13 protein-coding genes are annotated in these 16,630 nt (G+C 66.6%); 5 read left to right on the forward strand and 8 right to left on the reverse strand.

Annotated elements, in window-relative coordinates:
- Positions 1-151: 151 nt before the first annotated feature.
- On the forward strand, positions 152-1,015 hold the full coding sequence (locus N4261_RS25135; protein WP_261757976.1) for a Uma2 family endonuclease: 864 nt from the start codon (positions 152-154) through the stop codon (positions 1,013-1,015).
- A gap of 78 nt (positions 1,016-1,093) precedes the next feature.
- Here the strand turns inward: N4261_RS25135 and rodA are convergent, their stop codons facing one another.
- From rodA to N4261_RS25160, 5 genes are all read right to left on the reverse strand, one after another.
- The gene (gene rodA, locus N4261_RS25140) at positions 1,094-2,248 is read right to left on the reverse strand and encodes a rod shape-determining protein RodA (protein ID WP_261757977.1); all 1,155 of its coding nucleotides are present in this window, start codon (positions 2,246-2,248) and stop codon (positions 1,094-1,096) included.
- A complete protein-coding gene (gene mrdA, locus N4261_RS25145; protein WP_261757978.1) occupies positions 2,245-4,443 on the reverse strand; it encodes a penicillin-binding protein 2 in 2,199 nt (732 codons plus the stop codon). The genes rodA and mrdA overlap by 4 nt, the downstream gene beginning before the upstream one ends.
- A 25-nt stretch (positions 4,444-4,468) precedes the next feature.
- Complete coding sequence (mreD, locus tag N4261_RS25150; protein WP_261757979.1) at positions 4,469-4,990, reverse strand: rod shape-determining protein MreD; 522 nt, start codon at positions 4,988-4,990, stop codon at positions 4,469-4,471.
- Positions 4,987-5,997, reverse strand: coding sequence for a rod shape-determining protein MreC (gene mreC / locus N4261_RS25155; RefSeq protein ID WP_261757980.1), 1,011 nt, complete (start codon positions 5,995-5,997; stop codon positions 4,987-4,989). The genes mreD and mreC overlap by 4 nt, the downstream gene beginning before the upstream one ends.
- A 245-nt stretch (positions 5,998-6,242) precedes the next feature.
- Positions 6,243-7,286 (reverse strand): rod shape-determining protein, encoded by a 1,044-nt coding sequence (locus N4261_RS25160; RefSeq protein WP_261757981.1) that lies wholly within the window; start codon positions 7,284-7,286, stop codon positions 6,243-6,245.
- A 365-nt stretch (positions 7,287-7,651) separates the two neighbouring features.
- Between N4261_RS25160 and gatC the strand changes: the two genes are divergently transcribed.
- The 3 genes from gatC to gatB are packed head-to-tail and all read left to right on the forward strand — an operon-like array spanning position 7,652 to position 10,913.
- Positions 7,652-7,951, forward strand: a complete 300-nt coding sequence (gene gatC / locus N4261_RS25165; protein ID WP_261757982.1) for an Asp-tRNA(Asn)/Glu-tRNA(Gln) amidotransferase subunit GatC — start codon at positions 7,652-7,654, stop codon at positions 7,949-7,951.
- On the forward strand, positions 7,948-9,450 hold the full coding sequence (gene gatA, locus N4261_RS25170; protein ID WP_261757983.1) for an Asp-tRNA(Asn)/Glu-tRNA(Gln) amidotransferase subunit GatA: 1,503 nt from the start codon (positions 7,948-7,950) through the stop codon (positions 9,448-9,450). Before gatC ends, gatA begins: the two co-directional genes overlap by 4 nt.
- Before the next feature lie 5 nt (positions 9,451-9,455).
- Complete coding sequence (gene gatB / locus N4261_RS25175) at positions 9,456-10,913, forward strand: Asp-tRNA(Asn)/Glu-tRNA(Gln) amidotransferase subunit GatB (RefSeq protein ID WP_261757984.1); 1,458 nt, start codon at positions 9,456-9,458, stop codon at positions 10,911-10,913.
- A 246-nt stretch (positions 10,914-11,159) separates the two neighbouring features.
- Here gatB and N4261_RS25180 read toward each other — a convergent pair whose 3' ends face one another.
- The 3 genes from N4261_RS25180 to N4261_RS25190 all read right to left on the reverse strand — a co-directional run bounded on the left by N4261_RS25180 (position 11,160) and on the right by N4261_RS25190 (position 15,330).
- Positions 11,160-12,005, reverse strand: coding sequence for a hypothetical protein (locus N4261_RS25180; RefSeq protein ID WP_261757985.1), 846 nt, complete (start codon positions 12,003-12,005; stop codon positions 11,160-11,162).
- Positions 12,005-12,679: an orotate phosphoribosyltransferase gene (pyrE, locus tag N4261_RS25185; protein ID WP_261757987.1), complete on the reverse strand. Its 675-nt coding sequence runs from the start codon at positions 12,677-12,679 to the stop codon at positions 12,005-12,007. Before pyrE ends, N4261_RS25180 begins: the two co-directional genes overlap by 1 nt.
- A gap of 401 nt (positions 12,680-13,080) precedes the next feature.
- A complete protein-coding gene (locus tag N4261_RS25190) occupies positions 13,081-15,330 on the reverse strand; it encodes a TonB-dependent receptor (protein WP_261757988.1) in 2,250 nt (749 codons plus the stop codon).
- 505 nt (positions 15,331-15,835) lie between these two features.
- Between N4261_RS25190 and N4261_RS25195 the strand changes: the two genes are divergently transcribed.
- Complete coding sequence (locus N4261_RS25195; protein ID WP_261757989.1) at positions 15,836-16,621, forward strand: exodeoxyribonuclease III; 786 nt, start codon at positions 15,836-15,838, stop codon at positions 16,619-16,621.
- Positions 16,622-16,630: the final 9 nt, after the last annotated feature.

The following is a 16,630-nucleotide window of genomic DNA, read 5'->3' on the forward strand; positions in this document are numbered from 1 at the left end:
CTCACGGCTCACGGCTCACGGCCATCATGTCTCAGTCATCGGCCAACTCATCCCAGGAGCGACGTCACTCATCCGCTGCCTGTTGATGCAGGCGACAAACGCAGACGGCATTTCCAGAATGGACGGCAACACGCCCCTCAGGACCACCGCCATGACATCCCTTCACCGAAAGCGACTGATGACCGCCGATGACTACCTGGCCTGGGAGGCCCGCCAACCGACGAAGCATGAATTCGTCGACGGAACCGTCATCGAGATGGCGGGGGCCGAGGATCATCACGTGACCGTGGTGCTGAACGTGGCGCTGGCACTCAAGCGTCATCTGCAGGGCAAGGGATGCCGCACCTACGCCAGCGACAGGCGGCTGCACGTGGCGGACGCGAGGACGCACAGCGCGTCCCACGCATCCGGCACGCCAGGGGCAACGGGCGGCGAGGGGGCGTACTTCTATCCCGACGTGATGGTGACCTGCCACCCCGACGACCACGCGACCCGCCTGAGCAAATCGCGGCCCACCCTGTTGGTCGAGGTCAGCTCTCCCAGCACCCGCCAGTACGATCGCGCGACCAAGCTGGCGCACTATCGCCGCATTGAGGCCTTGCAGGAATATGTGCTGATCGACCTGATGCGCCGCGTGAGCGATCTGCATCGACGCAGCGCCGCCGGCCACTGGGAGACACTGCTCGTGCAGCCGGACCAACCGCTGGTGCTGAAGAGCGTCGGCCTGCATCTGGCGGCCAATGACCTGTGGGCCGACGTTGATCCTGCCCCAAGCACGCTGAGGGGCGCGGCGAGGGGCTCGGGCCTGTCGGGCCGGACGGACGGTGCCGCGCTGGCCGTGCTCGCCGGCAACACCGACCACCCCACGGACGACACGACCGCCGCAGAGACCGCTGCAGGCTCGAGCACACCCCGGGTCACCCTGCCCTTGCGCAGCGTGGCCCGGCAAGCCGGTTCTGAAGCGTGTCACCAAGCGCCATCGGAGGCACCGCAGGCTGGCTCGCCTGCTGGGTGAATCAATGGGGACGATCCAGTCTCCAGCGACCGGCCGCCATGCGCTCAGCCGCGATCGCGAACCCGCCACTGCACGGCATCAACGCTGCGTGGCGCCGCGGCTTTTGGCGATGGACATCAGCATCCCGAGCGCCAGCCCCAGCGTCACCATGGCGGTTCCCCCATAGGAGATGAACGGCAGCGGCACGCCCACCACGGGCAGGATGCCGGTCACCATGCCCATGTTGACGAACACATAGGTGAAGAAGCTCAGGGTGATCGCGCCCGCCAGCAACCGGGCGAACAGCGTGGGCGCTTCATGCGCAATGGCCAGGCCGCGCAGGATCAAGGCAGTGAAGCCGATCAACAGACCCAGCGCGCCGACCAGACCGAACTCCTCGCCGTAAGCGGCGAAGATGAAGTCGGTGGTCCGCTCGGGGATGAACTCCAGATGGGTCTGTGTGCCCTTCATGAACCCCTTGCCGGTGATGCCGCCCGAACCGATCGCGATCTCGCCCTGAATGATGTGGAAGCCCTTGCCCAGCGGATCCTTGGTCGGATCCAGCAAGGTGCAGACACGGTCCTTCTGGTACTCCTTGAGCACCACCCATTTCACATCCGGCTGGCAGATCTGGTCCTCGCTCATCACCAGCGTGGTGATGCCGGCCCCCGCCAGCACCATCGCCGGGATGATCAGCTTCCAGGACAGCCCGGCAAAGAAGATCACATACAGGCCTGCGGCCAGCACCAGCAGCGAGGTGCCCAGGTCCGGTTGCTTGGCGATCAGCCCGACCGGCACCACCAGCAACATGAAGGCCGCCACAAAGTCCGGTAGGCGCAGTTGACCCTCGCGCTTCTGGAACCACCAGGCCAGCATCAGCGGCATCGCGATCTTGAGCATTTCCGACGGCTGGAATTCAATGCCTAGCCGGATCCAGCGGGTCGAGCCCTTCTTGGTGATGCCGAAGATCGCCACTGCGATCAGCAAGGTCACGCCGATCGCGTAGAGCGGCACCGCCGCCTGCATCAGCCGCTGCGGTGGCACCTGGGCCGTGATGAACAGCACGATCAGCGCCAACGCGCCATTGCGCAGGTGGTCGATGAAGCGGCTGCCATGGTCATAGCCCGCCGAATACATGCACATCAGGCCCAGGCCCATCAGCCAGAACAGGGCCAGCAGCAGCGGCACGTCAAAGCCCTGGAACCAGGGCCGGATCCGCTGGAACCAGCTGGGTTTGCTGAAGACAGCACTCATCGGGAGGCTCCCGGGCTCGGTCGCGTCGCCTGGGCGGCGGCGCGGGGATCGTGAAGGGCGGTCGGTGCCGATGATGCGCCGGATCCGGCCGGCGCGGGCGGCCCCGCCGGTCGGGGTGCGCGCGTAGCGGCGGGCGTTGCGGGGCCTGCGGACGTCGCCGGGTTGGCACCCGCGGCACCGGAGGCAGCCGACATCGCACCGGACGCCGCGCTGGATGCTGCGGTCGCGCTCTGCGGCGCGCTGGCCGCCTGGCCGGGCAGGGGCACATCGGCCACGCGACGCGGCGTGCCGATCGGCGCCATCGTCTTGGCTTGCTGAGTCAGCGCGATGTCTTCCTCGCTCGGGTAGGTACCGGCCAGCACATAGTCGAGCACGCGGCGGGCGATCGGCGCGGCGGCGCTGGAGCCCCAACTGCCGTTTTCCACGATGACCGCCAACGCAATCGTCGGATTCTCGACCGGTGCGAAGGCGATGTACCAAGAGTGGTCGCGCTTGCGCTCGTCGGCCTTGATCGCCGCATAACGCTCGCCGGGACGCAAGCCGACAGCCTGCGCGGTGCCGGTCTTGCCGCCGCTGGTGTAGGCCGCGCCGGCAAACACCTGCCGCGAGGTGCCCTCCAGCGTCACCCCGTTCATGGCATTGAGCACCACCTTGGTATCGGCCGGCCGCAGCGCCAGCGGCGTCAGCGCATCACTGGCGGTGCGGCGGCTCTCATGTCGGACCACGTCGACGATGTCCTGCACCAGCCGCGGACGGAAGCGCAGGCCGCCGGTGGACAGCGTGGACACCGCCGTCGCCACCTGCAGCGCGGTGAAGTTGTTGTAGCCCTGGCCAATGCCCAGCGAAATGGTTTCGCCCGCATACCACTTCTGCTGCTCCGGCCGCTTGAACTTGCGCTTCTTCCACTCGGTGGACGGCAGGTCGCCGGCGACCTCGCCCAACAGGTCGATCTCGGTCTTGCGTCCGAAACCGAAGGGTTCGAGCTGGTCATGGATCAGGTCCACGCCCATCTCGTTGGCCAGACTGTAGAAATAGACGTTCGAGGAGCTGACGATCGCCAGCCGCATGTCCTTGGGACCTGGCCGGTCGGTCTCCGGACTGCCGAACGTGCGGCCGCCGAAGCTGTAGGTCAGGTTGTCCATGATCACGGTGCTGGCCGCACGCTTGCCCGAATTCAGCGCGGCGATGGACATGAACGGCTTGAAGGTCGAGCCCGGCGGATAGGTGCCCCGCAGAGCCCGGTTCAGCAATGGCTTGTCAGGCGACTCGTTGAGCTCGCGCCAGCTGTCGGCATCGATGCCGTCGACGAACAGGTTGGGATCGAAGGTGGGCTTGGACACGAAGGCCAGCACCTCGCCATTGCGCGGATCCATCGCCACCAGCGCACCGCGGCGATCGCCGAAGAGTCGCTCCACCATGGCCTGCAGCTTGATGTCGATCGACAGGTGCAGCGTATTGCCCGGCGTCGGCGGTCGGTTGCGCAGCCGACGCACGGCGCGGCCGCCGGCACTGGTTTCCATCTCCTCGAACCCGGTCTGGCCGTGCAGCTCCCGTTCGTAGGCCTGCTCCAGCCCGAGCTTGCCGATGTATTCCGTGCCCCGGTAGTTGGCCAGGTCCTCTTCGGACCAGTCATCCATGGCCTTCTTCTCGGCCTGGTTGATCCGACCGATGTAGCCCAGCAGATGGCTGCCCACCTCGCCCAGCGGGTAGTTGCGGAACAGCCGGGCCTTGATGTCGACGCCCGGAAAGCGGAAGCGCTGGGCGGCGAAGCGCGCGACCTCGGTGTCGGTCAGCTTGGTGCGGATGGGCAGCGACTCGAAGTTCTTGCTCTCGTCCATCAGGCGACGGAAGCGCCGGCGATCGCGCGGCTGGATGTCCAGGACGGTCGACAGCTGGTCGATCGTCTGGTCCAGGTCGGCCACCTTGGACGGCGTGATTTCCAGCGTGTAGGCCGAATAGTTGCTCGCCAGCACCACGCCGTGGCGGTCCACGATCAGGCCGCGATTGGGCACGATCGGCACCACCGACACCCGGTTCGACTCGGCCCGCTCCAGCAAGGTGTCGTGTTGCACCACCTGGAGGAACAACAGGCGCGCCACCAACAGGCCGAAGCAGAACAGCACGAACGCCGCCGCCGCGATCAGGCGGAGGCGGAAGCGTGAGAGCTCCTGGTGCAGGTTCTTCAGGACCGTCATGGCCGGCGGATCCTCGGCAGGCGGTTCACAGCGGGCGGTGGGCGTCGGGATCCGGCGCCCGGCGCTGCGGCGCCAACAGCAAGACCGCCACCAGCGGCCACAACAAGGCTTGCAGCAGGGGCGCGAGCATCACGCTCCAGCCCGGCCACATGCCACCCACCATCAGGCGCACCAGCAGCGCAATGGCCTGGGCCAGCACGAACAGCGGCAACACGTGAATCGCCTGCGCGCCGACGGTGAACCACAGCAGCCGGCGATGCAGCGCCACGGCCCCAAAGGCCAGCAGGCTGTAGGCGAGTGCATGCTGACCCAGCAGCGCGCCGTGATGCACATCGATCATCAGACCGAAGACAAACGCCCAGCCCACGCCCACGCGACGCGGCTGGTGGACGTTCCAGAACACCAGCGTCAGCGCCAGGACGTCCGGCATCCAGGGCTGGCGGCCGACCGGCACCATGTCGATCAGCAGACCGACCACCAGGCTGAAGGCGATGAACAAGGGATTGGCCGGCAGCAGGAGCTGACTGGCGCCACGCGGCATGATCATCGCGAGGCTCCTTTCTGTGCGGCGGCGGGCGCGGAGGCCGCCTCGTCGACATTGGCGGCGGCGCGCGAGGATCTGCCCGACTTGCCGCCCTTGCGATTGCCTTCGGCGGTGGTGGCCGCGCTGGCGGCTTCGGCCGCCGCCTCTTCACGGGCGGCTTCCTGCCCCAGCAGCGGCTCCAGCACCAGCACATGGCGGGCGCTGTCCGGCTGCGCGACCGGTGCCAGACCGACCCGGGCGAAGCTCGTGTCTCCGCGACGTTCCACCTCCGCCACCTTGGCCACCGGCAGGCCGGGCGGATAGACGCCGTCCAGGCCCGACGTGGCCAGCGCATCGCCGGGCTTGATGTCGGCATTGGCGGCGATGAAGCGCAACTCCATCACGCCACGTTCGCCGCCGTAGGCCACGCCGCGCTGCTGCGTGCGGGTGTTGAGCACCGGGATGGTGGCTTCGCGGTCGGTCAGCAGCGTCACTTCGGCGGACAGCGGATAGACGCGGGTGACCTGGCCCAGCACGCCCGAATCGTTGACCACCGGCGCGCCCAGGCGGACGCCTCGATGGCTGCCCCGGTCGATCACGATCCGACGGGAGAAGGGATCCGCCGCCTCATACAGCACCTCGGCGGCCAAGCTTTTGACCGGTAGCGCTTCTCGAAGGTCGAGCAAGGCGCGCAGCCGCTGGTTCTCCGCCTGGAGCTGCGCGGCACGGCTGAGCACCACCGCCTGCTCGGCGAGCTGCCGACGGGCCTGGTTCTCGGCCTCGGTGGCGCGCTCCATGCCGCGGGCATAGTCGCCGGCCTGCTCCCAGGCGTCGACCGGCGCAAGCAGCATGCGCTGCAACGGATGCAGCACCAGCGCCAGCCCGGAGCGCGCCGGCGCGGTGATACCGAAACGGGCGTCCGCGACCATGAGAAACACCGCCAGCGCGGCGCAGAACGCCAGCTTCGTCAACGCCGACGGGCCTTCCCGGAACAGCGGCGGTGGATTGCGATCCAAAGTGCCCAGTGGCATGGGGATCTCAGACTTTCAGAATGGGCGCACGGTCCCGGTGGGCCATCGGTCGGCCTCGGTGAAGGCTGGCAGGAGGCAGAGGCCGCCGTTGAATCCGCGGCCCAGACTCATGCGCGGGCATCAGGTCGGGTGTCGGGTCGGGTGTCGGGTCGGGTGTCGGGCACGGAAACCGCCGAGCGACGATGCCGCCCTCCGCGCCTGCCCGCACCGACCCACGATTCATGACGCCTGCGCGTTGGCCACGTTCATTCCGAGGTGAAGATAGAACCGAGACGCTCCATGCGCTCCAGCGCCATGCCGCAACCGCGCACCACGCAGGTCAGCGGATCCTCGGCCACCAGCACCGGCAGACCGGTTTCCTCGGCCAGCAGCCGGTCCAGGTCGCGCAGCAGCGCGCCGCCGCCGGTCAGCATCATGCCGCGCTCGGCGATGTCGGCACCCAGTTCGGGCGGCGTCTGTTCCAGCGCGTTCTTCACGGCGGAGACGATCTGGTTGAGCGGGTCGGTCAAGGCTTCCAGGATCTCGTTGGACGAGATGGTGAAGCTGCGCGGCACGCCTTCGCTCAGGTTGCGGCCCTTGACTTCCATCTCCTTGACTTCGGAGCCCGGGAAGGCCGAACCGATGTTCTTCTTGATGGACTCGGCCGTCGGCTCGCCGATCAGCATGCCGTAGTTGCGGCGGATGTAGTTGATGATGGCTTCATCGAACTTGTCGCCGCCCACCCGGACGCTGCCCTTGTAAACCATGCCGCCCAGCGAGATCACGCCGACCTCGGTGGTGCCGCCGCCGATGTCGATGACCATCGAGCCGGAGGCTTCCGACACCGGCAGGCCGGCGCCGATGGCCGCGGCCATCGGTTCTTCGATCAGGTAGACCTCGGAGGCACCGGCACCCAGGGCGGCGTCGCGGATCGCGCGCTTTTCCACCTGGGTGGAGCCGCAGGGCACGCAGATGATGATACGGGGGGACGGACGCAGCAGCTTGGTGTCGTGCACCATCTTGATGAACTGCTTGATCATCTGCTCGGTGACCACGAAGTCGGCGATCACGCCGTCCTTCATCGGGCGGATCGCCTCGATGTTGCCGGGCACCTTGCCCAGCATGGCCTTGGCTTCGTGGCCGACGGCCTGAATAGTTTTCTTGCCGTTCGGGCCGCCTTCGTGGCGAATGGCCACGACCGACGGTTCATCCAGCACCACCCCTTTGCCGCGGACGTAAATCAGCGTGTTGGCGGTACCCAGGTCGATGGCGAGATCGGTGGAGAAATAGCGGCGCAGGGAGGCGAGCATGTGGTTGGGCATTTGCCGGACCGAGTCGCTTCATCGCCAACCGCAGCCAGTTCAAATCGCCGAACGGACGTCATTCGGCGGGATTCGGCTGCTTCAAGCGGCTTCGTCTGCGTTCGGTCCGGGCGGCTGCGATTCGAGAGGTTCGGGCGGTAACCGCGCGGCTGCACAAAGCGCCGCGCGAGCGGAATTCCTGACCATAAGAGACGAGGCTGCAATAGCAGCCCCGACTTATGGAGATAAGCGGGGATAATAACTGATCACCCCCTAGTTTGGCCCGCTGGCAAGCACCAAAGAAACGATTGGCGATTGTTTGGTGAATGTTTCAGAGGGCCCTGGAAGATCGACCTCCAGCCCATCATCTCCCCATGGCCCTGACCCACGACGACGTCACCCGGATCGCCCTGCTGGCCCGGTTGCAACTCTCCAGCGACGAGCAGGCCGCGCTGCTGCCGCAGCTCAACGGCTTCTTCTCCATCGTCGAGCAGATGAGCGCGGTGGACACGAGCGGCGTCGAGCCGCTCTACACGCCTCTGTCGGCGGTGCAGGAAGTGGCCCTGCGCCTGCGCGAGGACCGCGTCACCGAATCGAATCAGCGCGAACTCAACCAGCGCAGTGCCCCCGCCGTCGAGGACGGCCTGTTCCTCGTTCCCAAGGTCATCGAATGACGACGCCGCTTCATCATCTGGGCGTGGCCGAGCTGGGCCGCGCACTTCGCCAGAAACAGGTTTCCAGCCTTGAACTGACGCAACATCTGCTTGCGCGTGTTGCCGACGCGAAGGATCTCGGCGCCTTCCTGCATGTCGGCGAAGCGGCCGCGCTGGAACGCGCCCGCGCCGCCGACGCGCGGCTGGCCCGCGGCGAGGGCGAACAGCCCGGCGGCGCGCTGATCGGCGTCCCGCTCGCGCACAAGGACATCTTCGTCACCCGCGACATGCCCACCACGGCCGGCTCGCTGATGCTCAAGGGCTATCTCAGCCCCTTCGATGCGACCGTCATCGAGCGGCTCAATGCCGCCGGCACCGTCTCGCTGGGCAAGCTGAACTGCGACGAGTTCGCCATGGGCTCGGCCAACGAGAACAGCGCCTACGGCCCGGCGCTCAATCCGTGGGACCGCAGCCGCGTTCCGGGCGGCTCCTCGGGCGGGTCGGCCACGGCCGTGGCCGCCCGGCTGGTGCCCGCCACCACCGGCACCGACACCGGCGGCTCGATTCGGCAGCCGGCCAGCTTCAGCGGCATCACCGGCATCAAGCCGACCTACGGCGTGTGCTCGCGCTACGGCATGATCGCCTTCGCCTCCAGCCTGGACCAGGCCGGCGTGATGGCCCGTTCCGCCGAAGACTGCGCCCTGCTGCTCTCGGCCATGAGCGGCTTCGACGAGCGCGACGCCACCAGCGTGCAACGCCCGCCGCAGGACTTCAGCCTCCAGATGCGGGCCGCCCGTGAAGGCGCCACCGCGGCGCAGCCGCTCAAGGGCCTGCGCATCGGATTGCCCAAGGAGTTCTTCCCCGCCGCCCTCTCGTCCGATGTGGACAGCGCCGTGCGTGCCGGTCTCGCGGAACTGGAAAAGCTGGGCGCCACGCTGGTGGAGGTCTCGCTGCCCCGCACCGAACTGGCGATCCCGGTCTACTACATCATTGCCCCGGCCGAGGCCAGCTCCAACCTGTCGCGCTTCGACGGGGTGAAGTTCGGCCACCGCGCCGCCCAGTACGACGACTTGCTGGACATGTACCGCAAGACCCGCGCCGAAGGCTTCGGCGCCGAGGTCAAGCGCCGGATCATGATCGGGAGCTATGTGCTCTCGCACGGCTACTACGACGCCTACTATCTGCAGGCCCAGAAGCTGCGCCGCATGATCGCCGACGACTTCCAGCAGGCCCTGCAGCACTGCGACCTGATCGCCGGCCCGGTGGCCCCCACCGTGGCCTGGAAACAGGGCGAGGGCTCAGACGACCCGGTCAAGGCCTACCTGGCCGACATCTTCACCCTGCCCGGCTCACTGGCCGGCCTGCCCGGCATGAGCGTGCCGGTGGGCTTTGGCGAAGGGGGCATGCCGGTCGGCCTGCAGCTGCTGGGCAACTACTTCAACGAAGGGCTGCTGCTGCATGCCGCGCACGCGCTGCAGCAGGCCACCGACTGGCACCGCCAGGGTCCGGCGGGGGTGTGAACGAGATGAGCAAGAACAGCAAACTGGTGCGGGGCTACGAGGTCGTGATCGGCCTGGAGAACCACGTCCAACTCTCGACCGACTCGAAGATCTTCAGCGGCGCCTCGACCGCCTTCGGCGCCGCGCCCAACACCCAGGCCTGCGCGGTGGACCTGGCGCTGCCGGGCACCCTGCCGGTGCTCAACCGCGGCGCGGTGGAGCGGGCGATCCGCTTCGGCCTGGCCGTGGGTGCGAAAGTGGCGCCGTTGTCGATCTTCGCGCGCAAGAACTACTTCTATCCCGACCTGCCCAAGGGCTACCAGATCAGCCAGTACGAGATCCCGGTGGTGCAGGGCGGCCAGATCGAGTTCTTCGTCGGCGACGAGAAGAAGGTCGTCAAGCTCACGCGCGCCCACCTGGAAGAGGACGCGGGCAAGAGCCTTCATGAGGACTATCACGGCCAATCCGGCATCGACCTGAACCGTGCCGGCACCCCGCTGCTGGAAATCGTCTCCGAGCCCGAGATGCGCTCCGGTGCCGAAGCCGCCGAATATGCCAAGACGCTGCATGCGCTGGTGATGTGGCTGGGCATCTGCGACGGCAACATGCAGGAAGGCTCGTTCCGCTGCGACGTCAACGTCTCGGTGCGCAAGCCGGGTGACCCGGTCTTCGGCACCCGCCGCGAGATCAAGAACCTCAACAGCTTCCGCTATCTGGTGGACGCGGTGAACTTCGAGGTCAACTGGCAGATCGATCGCCTGGAAGACGGGCTGACGATCCAGCAAGCCACGGTGCTCTACAACCCGGACACCGGCGAAACCCGCGCGATGCGCACCAAGGAAGATGCGGCCGACTACCGCTACTTCCCCGATCCCGACCTGCCGCCGCTGATGATCGGCGCGGACTGGATCGAGCGCGTGCGCGCCGACATGCCGGAGCTGCCGGCGGTCATGGCCGGCCGCTTCCAGGAGACCGACGGACTGCCACCGTACGACGCGACGATGATGACCCAGAGCCTGGCCATGGCGCGCTTCTATGAAGCCGCACGGGATGGCTGCGGTGCGCCGAAGCTGGTGGCGAACTGGCTGATGGGCGAAGTCTCGCGCCGCCTCAACAGCGAGGAACGGGACATCGCCTCCGCGCCGGTGACGCCCGCCCTGCTGGCCACACTGATCCAGCGCATCCAGGACGGCACCATCTCCAACAACTCGGCCAAGCAGGTGTTCGAGGCACTGTGGACCGGCGAAGGCAGCGAGGTCGATGCGGTCATCGCCGCCAAGGACCTCAAGCAGTCCAACGACACCGGCGAGCTGGAACGCATCCTGGACGAGGTGCTGGCAGCCAATGCCAAGTCGGTCGAGGAATTCCGTGCCGGCAAGGAGAAGGCTTTCAACGCGCTGGTCGGACAGGCGATGAAAGCGACCAAGGGCAAGGCCAATCCTGCGGCGGTCAATGAGCTGCTGAAGAAGAAGCTCGGCGGCTGAGGCGCGAGCTGATGGGCGGCCGGCCGCAAGCCAGTCGGCCGTCGCGCGGCGACTGCGATCCCAGAAAGGCAAACGGGGGCGGAATCACTTCCGCCCCCGTTTCTTTTTTCGCATCGCCGTCGAGCCTGCGCGGTCAGCAGCGTTGCGTCGTGTGACTCGGCCTCATCGTCGCGCCGTTCTTGCGTTCTTCGGATCCTTTGTTGCTGTCTCGATCAAGCCGCCCTTCGCGCCGTGTGGCTCCCGCCCTCAACGACTGGCGGGCAGCGGCAGGGTCGCCTTCTCCAGTGAGCCCGGCGCACCGCCGGCCCACATGCGCTTGAGCCGCGACAGTTCCTCGTCGAACAGCCGGTTCACCCGGACCAGCTCCGCCCGCTGGTTCTCGATGGACTGACGCTGTGCCTCGGCCGCTGCGTCGTTCATGTCCATCTGATGCTGAAGCTTCAGCGGCAGGCGCTTGCCCTTGTAGAACTCGGCCTCTTCCTGCATCGGCTTGCGCTCTGCGGCCAGATCCTTGAGCCGCTTCTCGGACAGCTGCATGGCCTGGCGAATGTCATCCAGCGCCGCTTCCCGGGCCCGCTGATGGGCCGGTTCGTCGCGATAGCGCTGAAGCAGGTTGCGGTCACGGCGGACGGCATCCTGCAGGGCCAGGCGCTGCACTTCGGCCGCACGCTGGCGGGCATCGGCCACGGCCTGCTCTTCCGGCGACAGGGTGGGCGGCATCATCTTGCGCACCGAGCCGTCGGAGTTGAGCACCCGCTGCTCGCGGGCGGCGCATTCCGGAATCGGACGATCGGAGGTGAGCTTGCGCCCATCGGCCGTGGTGCAGCTGTAGATCGAAGACGGGCCGGACGGCTGTCCCTGTGCCGCCACCGCGCTGACGAAGGCACCGGACACGGCGGCCGTCAACACGCCGAGCGTGAGGGCACGACCGACGGCGCGGCTGAAGCGGGCAACCGAGACGCAGACGGATGAACGGCCATGCGCGCCACCTAGACGGTGGGCAGTTCCCAGCGTGGTGGCGACGAGACCGGTCGAGCGATCCGAAGGGGTCATGTCCGACAGCAGGCGACGGCGGGAGGTGAAGGCAGGCATCAGACTCCGTAACGATCTCGGTAGGCGTTAACCGCGGCGGCATGGGCCGATACCGCCGTACTGCTGGTCGTTTGCAGGTAGTGGAGCAAGTCGGACAGCCCGGCGATGGCCACCACCGGCAACTTCAACTGCTCCTTCACATACTGTACCGCCGACCACGGCAGATCCTGCCCGTTCTCGGCGGCCTTCTCCTGGCGATCCAGCGCAATGGTCACGCCACACGGCGTGGCGCCGGCGGCCTGGATCATCGCGATCGACTCCCGCACCGAGGTGCCGGCGGAGATGACGTCGTCGATGATCAGCACCCGGCCCTGCACCTTCGCGCCGACCAGGGTGCCGCCTTCGCCATGGTCCTTGGCTTCCTTGCGGTTGTAGGCGAACGGCTTGTTGTGGCCCAGGCGCGCCAGCTCGATGGCCACCGCCGCGGCCAGCGTGATGCCTTTGTAGGCCGGGCCGAAGATCATGTCGAACTCCAGGCCCGAAGCCATCAGACGCTGGGCATAGAACTGCGCCAGTCGACCGACCTTGAGGCCGTCGTCGAACAGGCCCGCATTGAAGAAATACGGGCTCAGCCGGCCGGCCTTGGTCTTGAACTCACCGAAGCGCAGCACGCCGGTCTCGACAGCAAAAGCGACGAATTCCTGGGCCAGATCGTCTTGGGGTGCAGTGCTCATCGGAGGGCTTCGGCAAGAGTGAAACTGGGGCGCGATTGTAGGTGTCGACCTGCTTGGCGAGCGGCTCGCGCCGACGGGCGGAGGCCTTCAGCCCCTTGAACGCGCGGGGAGACCGTGGGGATGACGCATCAGTCGCCCCATCGCTGGGCGCACAGCGCGCCATCCCATGAAAAAGGGCCTGCACCGAGGTTCGGTGCAGGCCCTGCGGGCGATTCGTCGACGGGGCGGCAAAGGCCGCAAGAGGCGCGAAAGCCGGTGTGACAGCTTCACGGTTTGCCGACTTCACCGTGTGCCGGCCTGACGGCGAGTCACACCGCCGTCAGATCCGTCGGCCCGCGCTGATCGGCGGGCTCACTGGCCCGGTCAGGCCGCGCCGTCCAGCGCAGCCTGCCGGCGCTCGCTCAGAACAGCGCCTTGAACTGGACGCCGTAAGTGCGCGGATCGTTGATGAAGCCGGTGTTGTTGTTGAAGTCGATCGCACCGGTCACGCGGATCTGGTTGGTGATGTTGCGGACAAAGGTCGCCGCTTCATACTTGCCGTTGTTCCACACATAACCCACGCGCAGGCCACCCTCGGTGAGGGACTTGCCGGTGAACTCCTTGGCCTCATACAGGAAGAAGTTGACCTTCGAGCGATAGGCCCAGTCGGTGTAGATGTAGAACTCGTTGCCGGCCGGCGTCGGGATCGAGTAGCGGGCGGTCAGGTTGCCGACCCACTTCGGCGCATTCGGCAGCGAATTGCCGTTGATGCTGTAGTTGGTGGTCGAGCCCGCCACCAGCGGATCCAGCATCGTGCAACCGCCACCGCAAGCCGGCAGCGACAGGCTGGTGTCACGGATCTTGGTGTTGTTCAGGCTGCCACCCAGCGTGATCAGCAGTTGATCCACCGGCAGCAGTTCCAGGTTCAGCTCGACGCCGTTGCCGGTGGCCTTCTTGGCATTCAGCAGACGGTTGGCATTGTTCTGGCCGCCGACGGCGGTCAGTTGCAGGTCCTTGACGGTGTAGTCGAACACGCTGGCCGACAGGCGGGCGCGGCGATCCCACAGGTCGGACTTCACGCCGATCTCGTAGGAGGTCACGTTCTCAGGCGAGGCCTGGGACTGGCCGGCGAACAGCGACGCGCCCTGCACCGACGACGCGCGGAAGCCGGTGGCCACGCGGGCATAGAGGTTGGTGTTCTTGGTCAGCGCATAGCTGCCGGACACGTCCCAGTTCCACTTCGAATCCGAGGTCTTGGCCGACACGCCGGTGCTGGTGTTCAGACCGGCGTAGCTGCTGGTGACGTCCACATCCTTCTTGTCCTTGGTGAACCGCAGGCCGCCGCGCAGTTGGAAGTCCTGGGTCACCGCGTAGTTCACCGAACCGAAGGTCGCCCAGGCGGTGTTCTTCTGATGGGTATCGACATAACCAGCGGCCAGGCCGGTGGCGGTCGTGTAGTCGGTGCTGCGAGCGGTGTAGCGCTCGTCGAAGAAATACACGCCGCCTTGCCAGCGCAGCGGACCAGCCGCAGCCGATTCCACGCGGAACTCCTGGGTGATCTGGCGATGGCCGTCCATCGAGCTTGAGGACTCGCCGGGGAAGGTCGCCTGACCTTCCTGGGTGAACGGCTTGGTGCCGCCGTAGATGTAGCCGCCGTCGACGTCGCCGCGGCTGAACGGGCGCACCGACTCATAGCCGGTGATCGAGTACAGGTTGATCGCACCCAGGCCCCAACGCAGGCGGGCGCTGCCGCCGGTGGCGTGCAGGGTCTGCTCGTTGACGCCGTCGGTGTAGGCCTTCTCGGGATCGAAGCCATCGACCAGGTCGTGGGTGCCGGTCTTGATGATCGACGAACGGAACAGGCGGGCGCTGCCGCTCAGGTCACGGCCGTGGACATTGAACAGCGCGCTGAAATCCTTGTGCGGCTCATACAGGGCCTGGATGCGGATGGCGCGGTCGTCATAGCCTTCCAGCTTGCCGGGCTTGCCGGTGACGGCCTGGTTCTTCACCCAGTCGTCACGGTGCTGCACCTGGGCGGAGATACGGGCGGACCACTCGCCGGTCAGCGGCACATTGGCGGCGCCTTCCAGGTTCATCGTGCCGTAGGTGCCGTAGGAGAAGTTGACATAACCCTCCTGGCGCTGCGACGGCTTGACCGAGTCGAACTTCACCACGCCGGCCGGCGTGTTGCGGCCATACAGGGTGCCCTGGGGACCGGCCACCACTTCGATGGCGGCCAGGTCGAAGGCGGGGAAGCCCTTCAGGATCGGGTTCTCCTGGACCACGTCGTCATAGACCAGCGAGACCGGCTGCGAGGCGTTCAGGCGGAAGTCGGTGTTGCCGTAGCCGCGGATGTAGAAGCGCGGGAAGGCCCGACCGAAGGAGGATTCGATGTTCAGGCTGGGCACCCGGCCGGACAGGAAACGGATGTCCTGGCCGCTGGAGTTCAGCACGTCCAGCTTTTCACCGGAGATCTGCGAGACGGCGTTCGGCACGTCCTTGATGTTCTCGACGCGACGTTCGGCCGTGATGGTGACCGTGTCCAGCTGGCTCTTGTCCTTGGGCGCGTCCTGCGCAAGCGCAGGCCAGGCCAGGACAGCCAGGGAAACGGCCAGAGCGGCCTCGCGCAGAGCCGGACGGGCAACGGCGCGCTGGGTGGCGATTCGATTCATCAGATGAACTCCGGGGAAGGCGGAAAAACGAAAGACAAAGACTCGGCCATCCACCGTCAGGACGCTGCGGCATCAAGCGCGCAAACGTTCAGCAGCAGATGGCAAATACTTGGGCGCCAGACGACGCGAGTGGGGGCGAATCTAGCAAGTTCGTCATCACTGCGTCACCCCAGGCACTCAGTTGGTGCAGGAACTGTTGCCGAAACACTGCATCGCACCATCTGCCGACGGATTTGTGTCGAACGCGACCGTCATTGGGGCGTTCGCCGCCCCTGGCAGATGGCTACCGCCCGCTGTTTCGGCCGCTGGACAGGGATCACGCGGGGCGTCGGCAGGGAGACGGGACGACTTGCCGAGGCGGTCGACGCTGCTGCCAACGTCGGCGTCATCCCTTTGCGATACTCCCGGCCGCACCGCCTCCAGCTCGAGGCGGCCGGCCGCGCGGGACATCGATCCGCGCGGGCGTGTCCCCGATTCCGGTCCCCGTTTTCAACGCTCCAGCACCATGCGCTTCATCACCCTCAATCTCAACGGCATCCGCTCTGCCGCGAACAAGGGCGTCTTCGACTGGCTGCCGCAACAGGCCGCGGATGTGGTCGGCGTCCAGGAACTGAAGGCGCAGGCCGACATCGTGGAATCGAAGTTCAGCGGCTATGACAAGCTCAGCGGCCACTTCCATTACGCGGAGAAGAAGGGCTATTCGGGCGTGGGCCTCTACACCCGGGAAACGCCCAGCGACGTCATCGTCGGCTTCGGCAGCGATGAATTCGACAACGAAGGCCGCTGGGTCGAGAAGCGCTTCGACAAACCCGGCCGCAAGCTCAGCCTGATCAGCTGCTACTTTCCCAGCGGCTCCAGCGGCGAGCTCCGCCAGGCGGCCAAGTTCCGTTTCCTGGAAGCGATGCATCCCTACCTGATGCAGCTGCGGGCCGAGCGCGAATTCATCCTGGTGGCCGATGTGAACATCGCGCACAAGGAGATCGATCTGCGCAACTGGAAGGGCAACCAGAAGAACAGCGGTTTCCTGCCAGAGGAACGGGCCTGGATGACCAAGCTGCTGGAGAAGGACGCCGGCCTGGTCGACGTGTTCCGGCTGCTCAACGACAAGCCGGATCAATACACCTGGTGGAGCAATCGCGGTCAGGCCTGGGCCAAGAACGTCGGCTGGCGGCTGGACTACCACCTGGCCACCCCCGGCCTGGCCCACCTCGCCACCCGGGAGGCCATCTACCTGGAGCAGCGCTTCAGCGACCACGCGCCGCTCACGATCGATTACGACCTGAAGATCTGACGGTCTCTC

It is taken from the genome of Roseateles amylovorans (genome assembly GCF_025398155.2).
Taxonomy (GTDB): Bacteria; Pseudomonadota; Gammaproteobacteria; order Burkholderiales; family Burkholderiaceae_C; genus Roseateles; species Roseateles amylovorans.

Bases quoted from the DNA above. Each gene is read 5' to 3' on its own strand.
- N4261_RS25135 (WP_261757976.1), top strand. From the start codon at position 152: ATGACATCCCTTCACCGAAAGCGACTGATGACCGCCGATGACTACCTG.
- rodA (WP_261757977.1), bottom strand. From the start codon at position 2,248: ATGAGTGCTGTCTTCAGCAAACCCAGCTGGTTCCAGCGGATCCGGCCC.
- mrdA (WP_261757978.1), bottom strand. From the start codon at position 4,443: ATGACGGTCCTGAAGAACCTGCACCAGGAGCTCTCACGCTTCCGCCTC.
- mreD (WP_261757979.1), bottom strand. From the start codon at position 4,990: ATGATCATGCCGCGTGGCGCCAGTCAGCTCCTGCTGCCGGCCAATCCC.
- mreC (WP_261757980.1), bottom strand. From the start codon at position 5,997: ATGCCACTGGGCACTTTGGATCGCAATCCACCGCCGCTGTTCCGGGAA.
- N4261_RS25160 (WP_261757981.1), bottom strand. From the start codon at position 7,286: ATGCTCGCCTCCCTGCGCCGCTATTTCTCCACCGATCTCGCCATCGAC.
- gatC (WP_261757982.1), top strand. From the start codon at position 7,652: ATGGCCCTGACCCACGACGACGTCACCCGGATCGCCCTGCTGGCCCGG.
- gatA (WP_261757983.1), top strand. From the start codon at position 7,948: ATGACGACGCCGCTTCATCATCTGGGCGTGGCCGAGCTGGGCCGCGCA.
- gatB (WP_261757984.1), top strand. From the start codon at position 9,456: ATGAGCAAGAACAGCAAACTGGTGCGGGGCTACGAGGTCGTGATCGGC.
- N4261_RS25180 (WP_261757985.1), bottom strand. From the start codon at position 12,005: ATGCCTGCCTTCACCTCCCGCCGTCGCCTGCTGTCGGACATGACCCCT.
- pyrE (WP_261757987.1), bottom strand. From the start codon at position 12,679: ATGAGCACTGCACCCCAAGACGATCTGGCCCAGGAATTCGTCGCTTTT.
- N4261_RS25190 (WP_261757988.1), bottom strand. From the start codon at position 15,330: ATGAATCGAATCGCCACCCAGCGCGCCGTTGCCCGTCCGGCTCTGCGC.
- N4261_RS25195 (WP_261757989.1), top strand. From the start codon at position 15,836: ATGCGCTTCATCACCCTCAATCTCAACGGCATCCGCTCTGCCGCGAAC.